Source organism: Rhodococcus sp. NPDC006774, from assembly GCF_040636045.1.
GTDB lineage: Bacteria > Actinomycetota > Actinomycetes > Mycobacteriales > Mycobacteriaceae > Rhodococcoides.
The window spans coordinates 70,695-88,365 of sequence record NZ_JBEYIW010000005.1 but is presented as its reverse complement, the minus strand read 5'-3'; the positions used below and the strand labels follow the sequence as shown (position 1 = coordinate 88,365).

Annotated in this window: 19 protein-coding genes; 8 read left to right on the top strand and 11 right to left on the bottom strand. The window is 64.5% G+C overall.

The window, feature by feature from the left end:
* Positions 1-78 precede the first annotated feature (78 nt).
* The 3 genes from ABZ677_RS09680 to ABZ677_RS09670 are packed head-to-tail and all read right to left on the bottom strand — an operon-like array spanning position 79 to position 4,297.
* The gene (locus ABZ677_RS09680) at positions 79-2,448 is read right to left on the bottom strand and encodes a lysylphosphatidylglycerol synthase transmembrane domain-containing protein (RefSeq protein WP_037194916.1); all 2,370 of its coding nucleotides are present in this window, start codon (positions 2,446-2,448) and stop codon (positions 79-81) included.
* A gap of 9 nt (positions 2,449-2,457) precedes the next feature.
* Positions 2,458-3,045 (bottom strand): GNAT family protein, encoded by a 588-nt coding sequence (locus tag ABZ677_RS09675; protein WP_037194914.1) that lies wholly within the window; start codon positions 3,043-3,045, stop codon positions 2,458-2,460.
* Entirely contained in the window at positions 3,014-4,297 is a 1,284-nt protein-coding gene (locus tag ABZ677_RS09670) for an MFS transporter (protein ID WP_358368736.1), read from the bottom strand. Before ABZ677_RS09670 ends, ABZ677_RS09675 begins: the two co-directional genes overlap by 32 nt.
* 90 nt (positions 4,298-4,387) lie before the next feature.
* Here ABZ677_RS09670 and ABZ677_RS09665 point away from each other — a divergent pair, with 90 nt between their 5' ends.
* Both ABZ677_RS09665 and ABZ677_RS09660 read left to right on the top strand, forming a co-directional pair.
* Positions 4,388-4,702, top strand: coding sequence for a winged helix-turn-helix domain-containing protein (locus ABZ677_RS09665; protein ID WP_037194912.1), 315 nt, complete (start codon positions 4,388-4,390; stop codon positions 4,700-4,702).
* Positions 4,703-4,735: 33 nt separating this feature from the next.
* Positions 4,736-5,884, top strand: a complete 1,149-nt coding sequence (locus tag ABZ677_RS09660; RefSeq protein WP_358368733.1) for a macrolide family glycosyltransferase — start codon at positions 4,736-4,738, stop codon at positions 5,882-5,884.
* A 1-nt stretch (position 5,885) separates the two neighbouring features.
* Here ABZ677_RS09660 and ABZ677_RS09655 read toward each other — a convergent pair whose 3' ends face one another.
* The 6 genes from ABZ677_RS09655 to ABZ677_RS09630 all read right to left on the bottom strand — a co-directional run bounded on the left by ABZ677_RS09655 (position 5,886) and on the right by ABZ677_RS09630 (position 10,165).
* The gene (locus tag ABZ677_RS09655) at positions 5,886-6,407 is read right to left on the bottom strand and encodes a hypothetical protein (RefSeq protein WP_358368730.1); all 522 of its coding nucleotides are present in this window, start codon (positions 6,405-6,407) and stop codon (positions 5,886-5,888) included.
* Positions 6,408-6,664: 257 nt separating this feature from the next.
* Complete coding sequence (locus ABZ677_RS09650; protein WP_037194906.1) at positions 6,665-6,991, bottom strand: hypothetical protein; 327 nt, start codon at positions 6,989-6,991, stop codon at positions 6,665-6,667.
* Positions 6,992-7,076: 85 nt separating this feature from the next.
* Positions 7,077-7,820, bottom strand: coding sequence for an AIM24 family protein (locus ABZ677_RS09645; protein ID WP_037194905.1), 744 nt, complete (start codon positions 7,818-7,820; stop codon positions 7,077-7,079).
* A gap of 12 nt (positions 7,821-7,832) precedes the next feature.
* Positions 7,833-8,510, bottom strand: a complete 678-nt coding sequence (locus tag ABZ677_RS09640) for an AIM24 family protein (RefSeq protein ID WP_037194904.1) — start codon at positions 8,508-8,510, stop codon at positions 7,833-7,835.
* Between the two features lies 1 nt (position 8,511).
* Entirely contained in the window at positions 8,512-9,120 is a 609-nt protein-coding gene (locus ABZ677_RS09635) for an AIM24 family protein (protein ID WP_037194903.1), read from the bottom strand.
* A gap of 67 nt (positions 9,121-9,187) precedes the next feature.
* Positions 9,188-10,165 carry an LLM class F420-dependent oxidoreductase gene (locus ABZ677_RS09630; protein WP_179274782.1) on the bottom strand — a complete coding sequence of 326 codons (978 nt, stop codon included), beginning with the start codon at positions 10,163-10,165 and terminating at the stop codon, positions 9,188-9,190.
* Positions 10,166-10,224: 59 nt separating this feature from the next.
* Between ABZ677_RS09630 and ABZ677_RS09625 the strand changes: the two genes are divergently transcribed.
* On the top strand, positions 10,225-10,638 hold the full coding sequence (locus ABZ677_RS09625) for a VOC family protein (RefSeq protein WP_358368724.1): 414 nt from the start codon (positions 10,225-10,227) through the stop codon (positions 10,636-10,638).
* Between the two features lie 6 nt (positions 10,639-10,644).
* Here the strand turns inward: ABZ677_RS09625 and ABZ677_RS09620 are convergent, their stop codons facing one another.
* On the bottom strand, positions 10,645-11,745 hold the full coding sequence (locus ABZ677_RS09620) for a trypsin-like peptidase domain-containing protein (RefSeq protein WP_358368721.1): 1,101 nt from the start codon (positions 11,743-11,745) through the stop codon (positions 10,645-10,647).
* A 94-nt stretch (positions 11,746-11,839) separates the two neighbouring features.
* Here ABZ677_RS09620 and ABZ677_RS09615 point away from each other — a divergent pair, with 94 nt between their 5' ends.
* The gene (locus ABZ677_RS09615) at positions 11,840-12,673 is read left to right on the top strand and encodes a DUF72 domain-containing protein (RefSeq protein ID WP_358368718.1); all 834 of its coding nucleotides are present in this window, start codon (positions 11,840-11,842) and stop codon (positions 12,671-12,673) included.
* Positions 12,674-12,714: 41 nt separating this feature from the next.
* Here ABZ677_RS09615 and ABZ677_RS09610 read toward each other — a convergent pair whose 3' ends face one another.
* Complete coding sequence (locus ABZ677_RS09610; protein WP_037195521.1) at positions 12,715-13,521, bottom strand: IclR family transcriptional regulator; 807 nt, start codon at positions 13,519-13,521, stop codon at positions 12,715-12,717.
* 118 nt (positions 13,522-13,639) lie between these two features.
* Here ABZ677_RS09610 and ABZ677_RS09605 point away from each other — a divergent pair, with 118 nt between their 5' ends.
* Genes ABZ677_RS09605 through ABZ677_RS09590 form a run of 4 tightly spaced genes read left to right on the top strand, consistent with a single transcriptional unit; the run spans position 13,640 to position 17,638 of the window.
* Positions 13,640-14,506, top strand: a complete 867-nt coding sequence (locus ABZ677_RS09605) for an isocitrate lyase/PEP mutase family protein (protein WP_094635019.1) — start codon at positions 13,640-13,642, stop codon at positions 14,504-14,506.
* A gap of 26 nt (positions 14,507-14,532) precedes the next feature.
* Positions 14,533-15,777 carry an aconitase family protein gene (locus ABZ677_RS09600; RefSeq protein WP_037195519.1) on the top strand — a complete coding sequence of 415 codons (1,245 nt, stop codon included), beginning with the start codon at positions 14,533-14,535 and terminating at the stop codon, positions 15,775-15,777.
* The gene (locus tag ABZ677_RS09595) at positions 15,774-16,322 is read left to right on the top strand and encodes a 3-isopropylmalate dehydratase (protein WP_094635020.1); all 549 of its coding nucleotides are present in this window, start codon (positions 15,774-15,776) and stop codon (positions 16,320-16,322) included. Before ABZ677_RS09600 ends, ABZ677_RS09595 begins: the two co-directional genes overlap by 4 nt.
* Positions 16,319-17,638 (top strand): MFS transporter, encoded by a 1,320-nt coding sequence (locus tag ABZ677_RS09590; RefSeq protein ID WP_094635021.1) that lies wholly within the window; start codon positions 16,319-16,321, stop codon positions 17,636-17,638. The genes ABZ677_RS09595 and ABZ677_RS09590 overlap by 4 nt, the downstream gene beginning before the upstream one ends.
* The last annotated feature ends 33 nt before the right edge of the window (positions 17,639-17,671 follow it).

Here is a 17,671-nt window from a genome sequence, read left to right as displayed (position 1 = left end):
GATCCCCGGCCGACTGAACGCTACCAGCGCCACCTGGAGCTGGGCCGGAATCGGGCGTACTCGCTGGCTACCGGTGCGTCAGACCATGTCTCGCTTGGTGAGCCACCGTAATGTCGGCCACCCGAGAAACACCGGCAACCAGCAGGTCAGGACACGGTAGAGCAACACCGACGGTACGGCGATGGAGGCGGGCACGCCGAAGGCGGCCAGACCGCCGATGAGTGCGGCCTCCACGGCACCCACACCGCCCGGCGTCGGCGCGGCGGAGGCAAGAGTTCCGCCGATCATCGTCACCACCGTCACGGTGACGAACGTGGTGCCGCCGCCGAAGGCCTCGATGCTCGCCCACAGTGCAAGCGCGGCACCCAACGTCGTCGCCGCGCAGCCGAGAATGATGATCGAGAAGCGTTTGGGGTCGCGGGCGAGCTCGCCCAGTTCGCCGAGGACCTCCTTGATCTGCGGCCGGACGGCGACCCGCAGCCAGCGGCGCAGCTTCGGGACGAACATGAACGTCCCGACGACGCCGAAAGCAGCACCGGCGATGAGATACAGAACAGTGTTGCCCGGCACCATGTTCGACAGTCCGGACGAGGTGCCTGCGACGACGCTGAAGAAGATCAGCAGGCTCACGTGCGTGATCACCTGGACGGATTGTTGCAGCGCCACAGCGGCCGTCGCGCGAACCGTTCCCAGCCCACCCTTCTGCAGGAAGCGCACGCTCAGGGCCAGTCCGCCGACGCCCGCTGGTGTCGTCGTCGCCGCGAAGGTGTTGGCGACCTGCATCACCGTCAGATTCCAGAAGCTGACCTTGCCCAGCGCGCACGCCCACAACGCAGCTCCGGCACCGATGTACGTCAGTGCGGACACCGCCAGACCGAGCAGAGCCCACCACCAGTTGGCCGACCCGAGTTCGGTGACGAACGCGGGCACCGCACTGATGAACGGGTATGCGACATAGACCAATCCGATCAACAGCACGAGCGAGATGATCTGGTTGCGGCTGAATCGGGTGACCTGTTCGGCCTCGATCTTCGCGGTGCCGGTCTGCTCGAGAACTTCGAGCCGGACGGCCTTCATCGTCTTGTCGGCGTCGCGCACCGACTGGCGAATGCGAGGCGGGATGGCGGACTTGGTCAATCGACCCGAGGCCGCGACCACGGTCTCGAAGCCGAGTACGTCGATGGCGGTCGCGACGGCGCGCTGGGAGCCGAACAGGTCCGCCGTTGTGAGCAACAACTGCGCGACGTCGGATTGCATCTGGGAAGCCGAGGCACCGAGTTCGGCGTGGCCGAAACCGCAGAACAGGGCATTGCCGTCGTGGATCCTCAGTTCGCCGCGGTGCAGATCGCCGTGCGAGATCTGGTTCTCGTGCAGGGTGTTCAGGGCCGTCCACAGGGCACCGAGGGTGGCGTCGTCGTGCTCCGCCTCGACCGGATCACCGATGGGCAGGCTGTGCGCGTACAGGGTCCATCCCCTGTCCAGCGCTGCCACCGCCAGCGGGTGACTGCCCGCCGCACCCAACCCCTTGATGGCCAGACCCATCAGGGCGCGATGCTCGACGGCCCGGCGCATCGACGCGTGCAGTGGCGCAGTTTCGCTGCCACGCAGCGTGAACCACCGCCAGGACTGGCGCAGTGCGCCGCCGCTGCGCTGATTCTGCCCGTACAACTCGACCACCACATCGGCGTCGGGAGTGTGCGCGTTCAACACCAACGGGCCGGGGCCGGCCGGACGGACGACAGTGAAGCTGCGAACGGTGACACCGCGACTGTGGAACAGGCGAACAGCCGCGTCGAGTGGAACCTCCAGTGCCGGTGTACCGACGAGCAACACGATGACGGCTCCGACGAGCCAGCCGACCGCCAGTCCGAGCATCGAGCGAGCCGGGACCACGGTGGAGACGACCAGGTGTATCGGTACGAACGCGAGCAACAACGTCCACCATGCCCGACGCCATCGTGCGGGCAGGCCGGGGCCGGACACCGTCAGGGCCGCGGCCAACATGGCGATCCAGCGCGAATCGTCGAGGAATTGCGAGAGGAAGGTGTCGAGTCGCTCGGGAACGTCGAGGTCCCACGTGGGAGTGGAGATCCCGGTTCCGGTGATCGACAGCGCCAAGGCGGCCAGCAGTGCCGCCGCCGCGTACCCGGCGAGCAGTTTCCATTTGCGGCCGGCGATCAGTCCGATCAGGACGCCGAACGGGAGCGCGAGAATGGCGACGCCGTAGACGATGTAGACGGCATTGGACTGGTCGGGACTGAGCACGCCGACGATGTTCGAGACCGATTGCTCGAGCGCATCCCACTGATTTCTGGTGATCAGCGAACCGGCGATCACCACGCCCAGCAGTGCCGCGGCCGATACGACCCGAATGATGTCGCTGGTTCTCCGCACCAGCGGCTGAAGCAGGTTTCCCGCTACGGGAATGTCCCGCCCATCCACACGCATGGGGTCAACCTACCGTGAGGTACGCCTGCGGAGTTCGTTGCGGACGGTGGGCCATTCGGATTCTATGATCGAGAACACGACGGTGTCACGCAACGAACCGTCGGACATGCGTTGATGATTGCGCAGAATTCCGTCCTGCTTCGCACCCAGTTTCGCGATCGCCGTCCGCGACTGCAGGTTCATCCAGTGGGTACGAAATTCGACGGCGATGCATCCCAGTTCCTCGAATGCATGCGTCAACAGCAGCAGTTTGCTCGCGGGATTGGTGCCGGTTCCGTGCGCGGAGCGGGCATTCCAGGTGTATCCGATTTCGACGCGACGGTTGGTGGCGTCGGCGTTGCAGAATGTCGTCGCTCCGATGATCTGCCCGGTGTCGTTGCGGCGCAGCGTGAACGGAAGCATGGTGCCTGCGTCGAGCAGTCCGAGTCGACGGTCGATCTCGGCGGCCATCTCCTCGGGCTTCGGCACGCTGGTGTACCAGAGATTCCACAGCTCTCCGTCGCGGGCGGCGTCGCACAGACCTTCGAGATGATCGTGGCTCAGCGGCTCGAGGGTCACGAGATCGTCAGTGAGGGTCACCGGTTGCAGAAAGGACATTCGCCGACGATACGTCGGACCTGCCCGTCCGGGAAAGCACGACGATCAGCGCTGCGGTGACGGCCACGGCGACCACCACCAGGGCGATGACTTCGGTGAAGGCGTGGGCGTAGGCGTCGGCGAACCCCGGTTGCCCGGCCGCCGCTGCCTCGGCGTCGGCCTCGCCGGGCACACGTCCGCGGACGAGGATCGTCAGCAGCCAGGCGTAGCCGGCGACCATCACGGCCTCGCTACCGATGCGGAAGAGATTGAGTACTCCTGCTGCGGTGCCGCTGCTGTGCGGCGGAACCGCAGCGAGTGCTTCGCCGTCGACCAGCCCGATCGGGAGCCCGAATCCGAGCCCCAACAGAATCATCGGGACCACGACGGCGGCGAGCGAGACGCCTGGTTGCAGGGCCAGCATGCCGAGATTCCCGAGAACCAGGAAGCCGAGACTCGTGCCGATCACACGGTTCGGGGTGACGGCTTGGAAGGCGGTGAGCGCTCTGGCGACCGTCAACGGAGCGATCAGTACCGGAATCGTCATCGCCAGCATGAACAGTCCGGCCCGTCCCGGCGTCAGAGACGCGACGGCGCTGAGCGCAGCGGGCAGATAGGTGAGCAGGGTGACGAATCCGATGGCTCCGGCGACCGGTACCAGGCACAGTGCGAGGAAACGACGGTTACGCAGTAGGCCGAAATCGAGCAGTGTCGATGGTGTGGTGGGGGTGCGTAGTGCCGGCAGGGCCAGGGTGCCGACGGCCGCGACCAGAAGGACGAGTGCCTGAGCGGCGAACACTCCACGCCAATCGAGCACGGCGATCAGCAGTCCGGAGATGGTCGGCCCGAGTGCCAACCCCAGTCCGTTCACGGTGCCGAACAGGGCGAACGCCTTCGCTCGTTCGGTCCCCTCGAAATGCAGCGAAAGAATGGACGTCGAGCCCACCAGTACTGCTGCGGCACCGATGCCGGCGAGGACTCTCGCGGCGTCGAGCAGGAGCAAGGAGGGTGCCAGTGCACTGGCCAGGCTGGCGACAGCCGTGAGCACGACGCCGATGCGGAACGACGTGCGGTGGCCGATGCGATCCGAGACCGCACCCCAGACGACGGTGAACAACGCGAAGGCAACGTTGAAGCCGTTGACGACCCATTGCAGCGGTGTCGGATCGGAGCCGAGATCTGCGGCGATCACCGGGAGCGCGATGGCGGTGCCCGAGATGGACATCGGTACGACGAACTGTGCTGCGAGTACGACCGGCAGAACTGCTCTCATGGATCCCCCTTGGCTTAGGTACGATGGTTTTCGTACTAGACCAGGTTTGAAGGTACGGCGCAAGTCGTACCTTGTTGTGGGGAGGAGCTCATGGCAGACGAGAACGGGCATCCGGAGCCCGAGGAAATGCAACTCGGCGCGGTGATGTCTGCACTGGCGGATCCACTGCGGCGCAAAGTGGTCACCGAACTCGTCGGCGACGACGACGGTGCCGAGCGAACCTGCATGTCGTTCGAGCTCGGCGTCACCAAATCGACTCTGACACATCACTTTCGAGTGCTGCGGGAAGCCGGACTGGTGTTCCAGGTCGATCGCGGAAACAGCCGCAAAGTGACGCTGCGACGCCAGGAGCTGAACGATCGATTTCCCGGCTTGCTGGATCTGATCGCCAACGAAATCCACTAGCTCTCCGCACGCGATGCGCCTTACGGTGGCACCATGCACATCGCCATGATCGGCACGACGGCCCCGAGTCATATCTATCCATCGCTGGCCGTGATAGCCGAGCTGGTCCGGCGCGGGCATCGCGTCACCTATGCCGTCGGTGATTCTCTGCGACACGTGGTCGAACCCGCAGGAGTCGAAGTGGTGCCGTTCACCTCGATACTTCCCGACGGAGAGGCGTCGTGGCCGGACGATCCGGCGGCGGCGATGCAGGTCTTCCTCGACGAGGCAATTGCGTCGTTACCCGTGCTCACGGGGTTCTACGACGACGATCAGCCGGATCTGTTCCTGTACGACATCGGCGGAATGACGGCACCCGTCCTCGGTGTGCGCTACGGGGTGACGGCAGTGCAACTGTCGCCGACGTACGTGGCTTGGGATGGATACGCCGAGGATCTCGGTGATGGGATGACCTCCATTCGAGAGTCGCCGACCGGCGTTGCGTATCGCGAAAACTATGCAGCCTGGTTGCGAGAGAACGACATCGACGCCGATCCGTGGGAGTGGATCACCTACCCGCAGCACTGTCTGTCGCTGATCCCGAAAGTGATGCAGCCCCATGCGGATCGGGTACCGGATTCGGTGCAGTTCGTCGGGCCGTGCCTCGATCCGGTACGCCTGCAGGACCGCAGCTGGACCGCACCCGACGCGCCGATCCTGTACATCTCGTTCGGCACGGGCTACAACGAACGACCCGAGTTCTACCGACTGTGCATCGAGACCTTCGCGAACACCGAGTGGCACGTGGTGATCTCCATCGGCCGACGCGTCGACCCGGCCGTGCTCGGAGAGCTACCCGCGAATATCGAAGTACACGAACATGTTCCACAGCTCGCGGTGCTGGACGCGGCCACCGTCTTCATCACCCACGCCGGAATGGGCGGCTGCACCGAGGCGCTGTGGTTCGGCGTCCCGACCGTTGCCATCCCCCAGGCAGTCGATCAATTCGGCAACGCCGCGATGCTCGCCGAACTGGGGGTAGGAGTGCACCTGGAATTCGAGAAGGTCACGGCTGCGGTCCTGGCCGACGCCGTTGCCAAAGCTCGCGAATTCGCACCGCGCGCAACGGGGATCAGTGCAGAGGTGCGGGCGCACGGTGGCGTCGACCAGGCAGCGGATGCGGTAGTCGCGTTTCTTGCGTGATTCAGTTGGCGGCGCTACCGCTGTCCAGTATGGATCCGAGATCGGGGGCCGGCGTACTCGGCTCGACGGTGACGACAGTGGAGGACTGCTCCACCTTGTATGAAGTCCAGGGAAGCCCGTTCAGAAATTCGTCGAGTCCGGGGTAATCCGAGATCCATGCGGTGGTGGTGTCCCCGTCGACGGAAGTGCACGATGCCAGCGCCACATAGGAGCCGGCCGGGACGTCGGTAATCGTCTGGACCGTCGAACCCGGCTGGGTGTCTCCGTTGGTGTACAGGGACTGCCCGTTGCCGATCACCTCGAGGACCGGAGGAAGAACACCGTTCCGCGCAGGTGCGAGCGATGTTCCACAGCCGATAACCGTGCCCGAGGAATTGGTGATCGTATTGGTCACGCTGGTTCCGTCGACCGCGAACGAGAATGTGATGTCCCCGGGTTCGGCCGCGAGGGCCGACGCGGGTGCAACGAGGGCGAGGGTGGTGCAAGCCGAGGCAATGGTCAAGGTGCGCAATGTCGTTCGCATGAAGGTTCCTCGTCGTCGAGTGGCATCGTTCGCATCAGAGTCTGCCTCAAAATAGACCGTTTGGCACTTTTCGGGCGCGGCGCAGCAAAGCCATCGTGAAACCCGCGAATCTTCTGTTCGAGACCGACTCGCACTCCTGCATCGCGGTTTGCGGTACCGATCGGTACCCGTGAGGTCCGGGTATCGCCGCAGTCCGAGTCGAGCATGCACGAATCCGGTGCAGCCAGCCGCGCTGAGCGCGGTCCAGTGCACCCGATTCAGTCCTCCAGAACGCTGACGCTCACGCCGTAGGGCAGGAAGCGGACGCGTCGACGCGGGTCGGTGTTGTCCTTGTGCGCACGGAGAGCATCGAGTTCGGTGGCGTAGAGCTGGTCGATCTGGGGCGATCCGGCGTCGTCGACGCTGTAGATCGCCCAGACTCCGTCACCCTTCTGACCTGTGGTTTCGGGCTCAGGCGGAGCTTTGGGTGCCCCGGCGTTGGATGCGAACAGTGAGCCGACCACCTCACGCAGTCCCTCGGTTGCCTCACGAGCGAACTTGTCGAAGTCGTCGGATCCGAATCCGAAGGGTCCTTGGTTGGCCATGACGGTACCTCCTCAGGTGAAACTCCAGTATGCGCGTTTTCTCCGAACAGCCGCCGTGCATACCGTCGAGGTGCTGCGAGCCGCGCTACTGCTGTAGTCGGGCACCGATGGTGTTGTGCAGCGCTCGCAAGGAGTTCTGGCCCAGCGAGACCGTCTGCGACTCGATGTAGCGCAACAGATGCGAATCGTTGAGCACCTTTTCGCTGGACTGGATCAGCACTGTGCCGGCACCGGTGAAGTCGAACTGCCGCTCCTCGCCGCTGTTGGCACCGAGAAATCCGCGGGCCGCACCGAGGAAGTTCTGCATCCAGTCGGCGTCGAAGTGATGCGACGGTGACGGGCAATCTGCCCATCCCACAAGGGCTTCCGGGTCGATACGCAGCGGTGGCTCGGCGAACATGACGGGGCCGTTGGACGAGGCCAGGAACTTGCCCGTACCGAGCAGAGTGAGAAATCCCGGGACGATGGACTGCTTGAGATCCAGAGTCGGCTCGAACGCGAGCAGGTTCGCGGCCCGGATGGTGAGGTTGCCGTCGTCGAGGTCGTAGCTGTTGATGTTGAACCCGCGATCGCCGAGGATCAGCTTGCCCTGGCCCTGCGCGAGTACCCAGTCGTTCGAGTACAGCGGCGACGAGAACCGCGCCGCGACGATGGCGGGCATCGACGTCTGTCCGAGCGGTTCGAAGCGAACATTGCCGTAGTACGCGATCATCGCGCCCTTCGACGTGAACCACGGCTGGCCGGCGAGTTCGACGCAGAACGCGTAGTCGTTGCCGGGGACGTTGTCGTTGACCGGCAGCGTGTACGGGGTGTGAATGTCCAGACCCATGGGGTGTCCCTCCTAGAACTTCTGCTCGGACGCCTGCACCCACACGGTGCCCATGCCGGTCATCTTCAACTGGATCGCCTCGCCGCTGCCCTTGCCGACGGCGTCGCGCCACCCGACGTTCGCGGAGATGTCGACGTTGATGTTGCCGATGTGGCAGACGTACGCCTGCGGATCCACCACGACCTGGGGGTGATCGGGCCCGACCTGCAGCGGAGTCGCGCCGCCGTGCGAGAGAACCGCAACGCTGCCCTGGCCGGTGAGCTGCGTCGTGAACAGGCCCTGCCCGGTCATAGCGCCGCGCACTGCTCCACGGACGCCGCCCTGCGAGGTCAGAGCAACGATGGAACTCTGGAGGTAGCCGTCGTGCACCAGGAGTCGATCGGCTTCGACGGTGAGCATCGACGAACCGTCGAGGTGGATCACCTCGATGTACAACCCGGCATGACCGTAGAAGACCTCGCCCTGCCCCTCGGCTGCCATCATCGCCACGTGCTCGCCTGCCATCATCCGCCCGGCCATGCCTGCAACGCCGCCCATGCCCGGCATGGCACCGGCCGAGCCGCCCATCGAGTGCGGAACGAACCGGACGTCGCCGGTGTAGTAGAGCATCGCTCCACGACGCGCGAGCACGTTCTGATTCGGTGCCAGAACGGATTTCACGACTTTGCTGTTGACGAGTTCGAGCGGCACGTCAGCGCTCCTCGGGTTGGATGTAGACGACGCCCTGGCCGTCGAAGCGGAGGGAGAACGCCTCGCCGCTACCGCCGCCGATGGCGGAACGCCACGTGACGTCGGTGACGAAGCTCTGATTCAACTGGCCGCGATGGGCGACGAAGGCGTCGGGATCGACGACGAGTGGGTATTGCGGATCGACGGCGAGGGCGATGATCGGCCCACCCTTGGACAGCAATGCCACAGTGCCGGATCCGCTGACGACGGTGGTGAACAGTCCCTGGCCGGAACTCGCGCCGCGTAGACCGGAGAATTTGATGTCCGTCTTCAATTGCCCTGTGAGAGCGAGTAATTGGGACGACTCGACGTGAAGGTTGTCGCCTTGGACCTCGACGAGAGTGATGTCCTGAGCGTCGACGGCGAAGTACACGGTGCCCTTGCCGGACACGTCCATCAGAGACAGCGACTCGCCGGTCACCTTCTGTTTGAGTGCGGCGCGAAGTCCGCCGCCACCACCCATGCCGGCACTCTTGAAGGCGACATCACCCTCGTACGCCACCATCGAGCCCGACATTGCGCGCAGGGAGTCGCCGGTCAGGTCGGCGACCAAGACGCGGTGCCCGTTCATCCTCAGCTGAGCCACGGGGGAACTATGCCACTGCACGCGCCCCCGCGGCTACTGCTGGAGAAAATATCTAGACGAGCGGCTTCAGGGCTTTACCTGCCAGTTCGACGGCTCCCGGCTGGTGTCCGTTGGTGATCAGGTTGATGATGATGCCGTCGACGCCCTGATCGAGGACGCGCTTCTGCACCTGCTCGGCAACGTCGTCGGGGGTTCCGCAGAAGTGGCGATCGGTGGCCTTCGCCGCGTCCTCCTCCGACAGGTTCGTCAGATCGAGGCCCTGCTTCAGTACGAACTCGCGCTGCAACTCCTTGGCCTTGTCGCCGTCCTCGTCGATGATGACGAAGGCGAGGAAGCTCGTTTCGAGGTCCTTGGGGTCGCGGTCGACCTCCTCGCATCGGGCCTGCACGGCAGCCATCTTGCGCGGCAGTTCGTTTGCGTCGCAGATGATGTTGAGATGGTCGGCGAACTGGGCGGCCAAGCCGAACGTCTTCTTCTCGCCGCCACCGCCGAGCATGATCGGCAGATCGTCGCGGATGCGCGGCTCGTTCATCGCGTTCTCGACCTGGTACCAGAGGCCGTCGAACGTCGGACGCTGGCCGCGCAGCATGGGTTCGATGATCTGCAGTGCCTCGTCGAGTCGCTCGAAACGGTCGGTGAAGGTACCGAACTCGAGTCCGAAGCTCTGGTGCTCGAGTTCGTACCAGCCGGCTCCGATCCCGAGGATCGCGCGACCGCCGCTCACGACGTCGAGCGTGGTGACGGTCTTGGCCAGGATCGCCGGATTGCGGTAGGTGTTCCCGGTGACCAGGGCGGAGAGCTGAATGGTGTCGGTGGCCGTCGCAAGGGCGGACAGCGCGGAGTAGGCCTCGAGCATCGGCTCGTCGGGCTTGCCGATTCCGGGAAGTTGGTAGAAGTGATCCATCACGAATGCGGTGTCGAACCCGGCCGCTTCGGCCTCGCGCGCCTGCGCGATGACCTGGGGAAAGAGCTCTGCGACCGAACCGTCGTAGCTGAAGTTGGGCATCTGGTAACCGAGGCGAATAGTCACGAGATCCACGCTACTCGGATATCCGCCCGCGGCACGTGCGAGAGCGCGATAATTCGACGATGACAATTCTGGAGCTGACCAGGCAACCGTTCTCGGGGTTCGCCGTCGACGACCTGCAGGCGGCGCGCGCGTTCTACACCGAGACACTCGGACTGACGGTCACCGAGAACGAGATGGGCATGCTCGAGCTGCACCTCGGGACCGGGGCGATCGTGCTGATCTATCCGCGTCCCGGGCACGTGCCCGCGCAGTACACCATCCTCAACTTCCCGGTGACCGATATCGAGAGCGCAGTCGACGCTCTGACTGCGAAAGGGGTTGTGTTTGCACAGTATCCGGACATACAGGGTCGTTCCGCAGGCTCCACTCCTGCCATGGGCACCGACGAGAAGGGAATCTTTCGGCATGGTGGGCCGCTGATCGCCTGGTTCACGGACCCGGCGGGCAATGTGTTGTCGGTGCTGCAGGGTTGACGACCCCTACGCGGTCGGTGTTCCGGCGGCGAGTGTGACTGTGCCGGAGCTGGTCACGCCGGTGTCATCGACCCATTCGACGACGGCGGATTCGCCCGGGCGACGTCCGAGCAGCGCCTCCGCCAGGTCCGATGAGGATCCGATCTCGGTGCCGTCGAACGTCACGATCACGTCCCCCGCAGACAATCCCAGCACCTCCGCCGGGGAATCGAACGTCACCGTCACGACGGCCGCCCCCATCGCCGGCTTGTTCTCGAAGACCGACACATCGCGCACCGAGACTCCGAAATACGGTGTGGGGCCGACATGTACGGTGCCACCCGACCGGCCGGCGAGCACCTGATCGAGGACCGAGACCGCCTCGGCGATGGGAACGGCATACGCCTCGGGCGCCTGTGGGGGTGAGAACTCGGTGCCGTTGCGTGCCTCGTCGGACAGCCCCGCGGTGTTCACGCCCACCACACGGCCCCAGGCGTCGAAGAGAGGTCCGCCCGAATCCCCGGCTCGCACATCGGCATCGACGCGAATCATTCGTTCCAACGTATTTCCCGATCCGTCCACCGAACTGCGCGTACGCACCTGCTGATCGAGGGCGGTCACCGCACCGGGAGCAGGAACCAATACCCCCGCCCCCGAGGCATTCCCGACGGCGGTCACCGCATCACCCACCTCGGGAAGTGGGTCCGGGGCCAGCTCGACCACCGGCAGGTCGGCCGCGGTGATCAACTGCACGACCGCCACGTCACGAGATTTGTCGTAACCCAACACGGTGGCGTCGTAGATCAGTCCGTTGCCCATGTGTACTGCGCTGATCTCGGTGGCGTTCTCGACGACGTGGAAGTTGGTGAGCACGATTCCGTCGGGCGCGACGACGAAGCCGGTGCCCGCGACCCCCGAGAATCCTGCGGACGCCGAGAGGGTGACGACGGTGGGATCGACGCGAGTCGACAGCTCGTCGAGTGTCAGCGGCGGCGGTTCGACGACGGGTGCGACGGGTGCCGGGGTGGCGACGAAATCTGCGGTTCCGGGATCGAGCGGTGGCGTCGCGAAGAGCCACACGCCGGCAGCGACCAGCGTCAACACCACCGCTCGTCCACCCGACCGCATAGAAACCGATTATGGTCCGGTGACGATGGTGGTGCCAGCTAGTTGGCGATCACGGCCAGCGGTGCCTCTCCGTGCGTCCGTCTACAGTCTGTCCATGCCCGCGTCGCATCGACCCCGAGTCCTGATCGGCATCTCCGGTTGGACGTACGCGCCGTGGCGAGGTGATTTCTATCCGGCGGGCTTGGCCCACCGCAAGGAGCTCGGGTACGCGTCGGAACATCTGACGTCGATCGAGATCAACGGCACCTTCTACGCGATGCAGAAGCCGTCGAGCTTCACCAAGTGGCACGACGAGACGCCGGACGACTTCGTGTTCTCCATCAAAGGCGGTCGATACGTCACCCACATCAAGCGGCTCGTCGGTGTCGAGGCAGCCCTCGCGAACTTCTTCGCCACCGGGGTCTTGACGCTGGGCGACAAGCTCGGACCGTTCCTGTGGCAGTTGCCTCCGAACCTCGAATTCGACGCGCAGAAGATGTCGGACTTCTTCGCCGTGTTGCCCCGAACAGTCTCCGCTGCAGTCGCTCTGGCGCAGTCTCGCGATGACAAGCTGACCGAGGATCGGGTGTTGTTGCCGCCTCCGTCGTCTCGTGTCCTGCGGCACTGCGTGGAGGCCCGGCATCAAAGTTTCGCGACCGACGAGGCCGTGCACTTGTTGCGCGAGAACGACATTGCGTTCGTTGTCGCCGACACCGCCGGCAAGTATCCGTACGTCGACACTCCGACAGCCGATTTCATGTATGCCCGCCTGCACGGTGACGAGGAGCTGTATGCCAGCGGCTACACGGATGCGGCGCTCGATCGGTGGGCAGCGAAGATCTCGGACTGGACGGCCACGGGCCGAGCCGTCCACGTGTACTTCGACAACGACGTCAAAGGATATGCACCCTTCGACGCCATGAAACTGATCGAGCGAATCGGTAGATGAGTATTCGGCTCTCTAGCCCACCTGGTAGATGTACGTATAGTTCAATGTTCTCGCCCCGGCGCAGGTAGCGCCTCTGCCACCCGGGACAGGCCCTTTGCGGAGGCAAGAATCGTGGACACCTTCTCTCTCAGGGCATCGCCCTCGAATGTCTCCGCTCGGCCGCCCACGCTGATCGATGCAACGACCGCGCCGCCTCGTCCGAGGATCGGTGCTCCGACCGCCGCGACGCCGGTGAGGTAGTCCGAGTTGCTCAATGCGTACCCCTGCGCTCGGATCTGTTCGAGACGTGTCAGCAACTCGTCCGGCGCGGTCGGCGTTCGATCCGTGAACGCAGGTAGGTCTTCGGTGAGCCATCGGTCGCGAATCCGAGCGGAGAACGCCAGCATGGCCATCGGGCCTGCGGTGGCGTGATACGGGAGAACCGAACCGATCGAAATGCCAGCGACCACAAGAGGATTGCTTCCTTCATGGCGATCGATGCAGACGGCGCCCTCGTCCGCAGGTACCATGAGATACGCAGTGTCACCGAACTTTTCGGCTATCTCCGACAGGTACGGTTGCGCGGCACCGCGGATGTCGAGTTGCGTCAGTGCCGACGATCCGATCTCGAAAACGGGCATGGCAATTCGGTACGAGCCCTCGGGCGTTCGGTCCACCCAGCCGGCGTGGATCATCGTGGTCATCAACCGGTGCACGGTGGTCTTGTTCATTCGACTTGCTGTCGTCAAGTCGTTCAGTGTCCATACCGGATGCAAGGTGTCGAAGTGCTCGAGCAGCCTGCACGCCTTGACCACCGCTCCGACGATGTCGCGGCCGGCGTTGGCGTCGGACTCGATGGGCGATGCCACGTGTGCTCCTTCGATCGGACTGGGAAGTGCTGCCGCCATCCTACGAAACCCCCTTGACTTGTGATCGCCACCACTCTAGTTTCGGAATGCGTTCCGCAATACGAAATGGATGGTGTGTATGACTGCGACACTCAGAGAACTGACCGAACAGGGACTCGTGTACGCCCCCGGCGTGTGGGACGGGCTGACCGCCAAGCTCGCCGAGCAGGCCGGATTCTCGGCCCTGTGCGCCTCCGGATTCGCAGTGTCGGCTGCCCTCGGACTCCCCGACGCCGAGCTGTACACGATGACCGAGAACCTTCAGGCGGTACGCACCATCGGCGAAGCGTCTTCCCTCCCCCTCGTGGCGGACATCGATACCGGCTACGGCAACGCCGTCAACGCGGCGCGGACAGCAGCCCGGTTCGCCGCCGCAGGTGTTCAGGGCGTCTTCATGGAAGACCAGCTCTCGCCCAAGAAGTGCCCCATCTGCGTGGGCGAGCCGGTGGACCTCATCAGCATCGAGGAAGCGTCGGGCAAGGTGCGCGCGGTACGGGATTCGCTTCCGGACCACGTCCTGATGATCGCCCGCACCGATGCGCGTGGCGACGACGCGATCCGACGCGCCACCGCATACGTCGACGCCGGTGCCGACATGATCATGCCGGTCACGAAGACTTTCGAGACCGCCGACGAGTGGGCTCGCTGTCACGACGCCGTAGGCGTCCCGCTGATGGCGACGTTGACCGCGTCGACCTGGACCGAGCGCGAGTTCACCCCGGACGTGTTGCAGCAGATCGGCGTTCGACTCGCTCTCCTGCCCACACAGGTGCTGATGGCCGCCACCGGAGCCGCTCGTGAGGCTCTGCGCCGACTCGCCGGCGGCGAAGCGCCGGCCGACGTGAGCGCCGACGCGTTGCAGCACCACGAGTTCGTCGATCTGATCGGCTTTCCGGAAGTGGAAGCAGCGCAACGCAAGTACCTTCCCGCCGACGCGAAGGTGTGATCGGCATGAGCTCCGACGCACTGACGATGGTCGAGAAGATCCTCGGCCGAACCTGTGATGCCGATGTGGTGCATGCCGGAGAGAATCACGCCGTCAGGCCCGCTCGCATGATCGCGTACGACTTCCCCGGCTACACCGACGTGATGTTCCGGCAGATGCGCGAGGACTTCGGCATCACCGAACTCGTCGACCCCTCCCGGTACGTCGTCTTCATCGACCATATGCTCACCAAGAAGAACGCCAAAGAGCAAGAGGTGCATCAGGTCACGCGAGACTGGTGCGAGTTCTACGGCATCGAGCTGCACGAGGGGCGGGGCATCGGCCACCAGCTCACTGCCGAACTCGGACTCGCGACGCCAGGAGACTTCCTTGTCCACTTCGACGGGCACATCAGTGGAATCGGTGCTTTCGGCGCACTGGGTTGGGGCATCCGCCGCGATCTGATCGAGGCCTGGGTGACGGGTCAGCTGTACGTCGACATCCCGGCCACCACGCGGTTCGACCTCGTGGGTGAGTTCGGCGCCGGCGTCGACAGTCGCGATCTCGTTCACACGATCATCGACCTGGTCGGTGCCGACGGATGCGCCCACCAGGTCATGGAGTTCGGTGGCCCCGGAGCGCGGTCGATGAAGATCGACCACCGCCAGGGGCTGTGCGGAATGGCGATGTTCACCGGAGCGGTCTCGGCGATCTTCGAGCCCGACGAGCTGTCGCTCGCCTACGCCCATGACGTCGCCCGGCGGACGTTCACCCCCGTGCTTCCCGATGGGGGTGCCACCTACGCGGCGCACCACACCATCGACCTGTCGACCATCGTGCCGCAGGTGGTGCAGCCCGGTTCGGCCCGTGCTGCCAACACGCACACCGCTGCCGATCTGGCCGGAATCCCGATCACGAAGGCGTTCATCGGCTCCTGCGCCAGCGGCCGCATCGAGGACCTGCGCGCAGCGGCTCTGGTGCTCGACGGGCGAACCGTCGCTCCCGGCGTCGAGCTGAACGTCGTGCCGACCTCCCAGAAGGTGCACGATCAGGCCGAAAGCGAAGGGCTGCTGGACATCCTGCGATCGGCGGGTGCACACATCGCGGTGTCGAGCTGCGACTTCTGCTTCGGTTACCAGAAGCCCCTCGCGGCCGGCGAGAACTGCATTTCCACCGGGGTGCTCAACATCTCCGGGCGAATGGGTAGCTCCGACGCCAACATCTACATGGGTTCGCCCTTCACCGTCGCGGCCAGCGCCCTCGCCGGGACGATCGCGCAGGTGGGTTCATGAGCGCGTACCCGCCCCCGCCCGACGTCATCGACGGCGCGGTCGCGTGGATATTCGGTGACGACTTCGACATCGATCTCGTCGTGGGAGTGGCCAACATCAAGTCCTACGACCCCGACCACCTGCGGTCGGTCTGCATGACGGCGTACGACCCGGGCTTCGTCGATCGAGTCCGCCCCGGAGACATCATCGTCGGAGGACGCAACTTCGGTTATGGACATCCGCACTATCCGCCGATGGTGGCGCTTCGCAACCTGGGCATCAGTGCCGTTGTGGCGGAATCCTTCTCACCGGGATTCTGGCGTGGCGAGACCTTCAACGGTATGCCCTTGATCACCGTTCCCGGAATATCCGACGCGGTGGCCGTCGGTGACGATGTCAGACTCGACTGGCGGCGTGCGGAGGTGTCGAAGCAGGACGGCACCACGATCGCCGGCCGTCCACCGAACGCCCGAACCGTCGCTGTCATCGAAGCAGGCGGTTCGTACGAACTTCTTCTCTCCGAACACCGAAGCACGCAACCACTCACAGAAGGATCAGCGCGATGACGAACACCGAACACTCCCGCGCAGGAGTCGCTCCGCCCAAGGCGGACACCACGACTGCGCGTCGAGCTGCGATTGCCGGAGGTGTCGGTACGCTCATCGAGTACTACGACTTCGCGGTCTACGGCTTTCTCGCGGTGATCATCGCGCCGCTGTTCTTCCCATCCACCAGTCCCGGCGTGTCGATTCTCGCGACCTTGGCCGTATTCGGCGTCGCCTATGTCGCCCGTCCGCTCGGCGGAATTTTCTTCGGTCGGCTCGGGGACCGCAAGGGTCGTCGGCACGCTCTCGTCATCACCGTGGTGTGCATGGGTGTCGCGTGCGGAATTCTCGGCCTGCTGCCGACACACTCGAGTGTCGGGGTGCTGGCCCCCGTTCTGCTGGTCATCATCAGGCTCGCCCAGGGATTCTCTGCGGGCGGTGAGATCGGAGGTGCCGCAACGTACATCGCGGAGTCGGCACCGCCGAACCGTCGGGGATTCTTCGGGTCCTTCACGCCGGTGGGATCGACTCTCGGCTTTGCCGTCGCTGCGGCCGTCGTCGGGCTCGTGGCTCTGATCACGACCGACGAACAGATGTCGTCGTGGGGATGGCGCATCCCGTTCCTGCTGGCCCTGCCCCTGGCGTTCGTATGTCTCCGTGTGCGACTCAAGCTCGAGGACAGCCCGGAGTTCGAGGAAATGGCAGCCAAGAACGAGGTCGCCAAGAGCCCGTTGAGTGACGTGGTGAAGAAGCAACCGTGGTCGGTGCTCCGCGTCGTCGGCATCGCGATCGCCATGAACGGATCCGGATACATCGGACTGACCTACTTCAGCGTGTATCTGATCAACGACCTCGGCTTCTCGAAGGACTCGGTGTACTGGACGTCGGCCGTGGCAATTGCATTGGCCTGCGCCACATTCCCGCTGAGCGGGATGCTCACCGACAGGTTCGGCCGCAAACCCGTGCTGCTGTTCGGCTACGTGGCCTACGTGATCATCGCGCTGCCGGTGTTCATGATTCTCGGTGCGACGTCGAGCATTCTGATCGTCGGCGTCGTCTACTTCGTCTACATGGTGCTCAACGGTGTGGTGCAGGTCCCGGCTTTCCCGCTGTTCACCGAACTCTTTCCTCGGGCAGTTCGCTACACCGGAGTGTCGTTGGGCTTCAACATCGGAACGATCGCGGCCGGTGGAACGGCCCCCTACGTAGCGGCCCAGTTGGTCGAATCGACGGGCAATGCCATGTCACCGGCGTATTGGGTCATGGGCGTGTGCGTCATCGGTGTAGCGACGGTACTGACCATCAAGGAGACGGGACACAGCAAGCTTCCTGTGTAGCTCGAGCCGCGCTGCTGTCAGCAGAGATCCGAA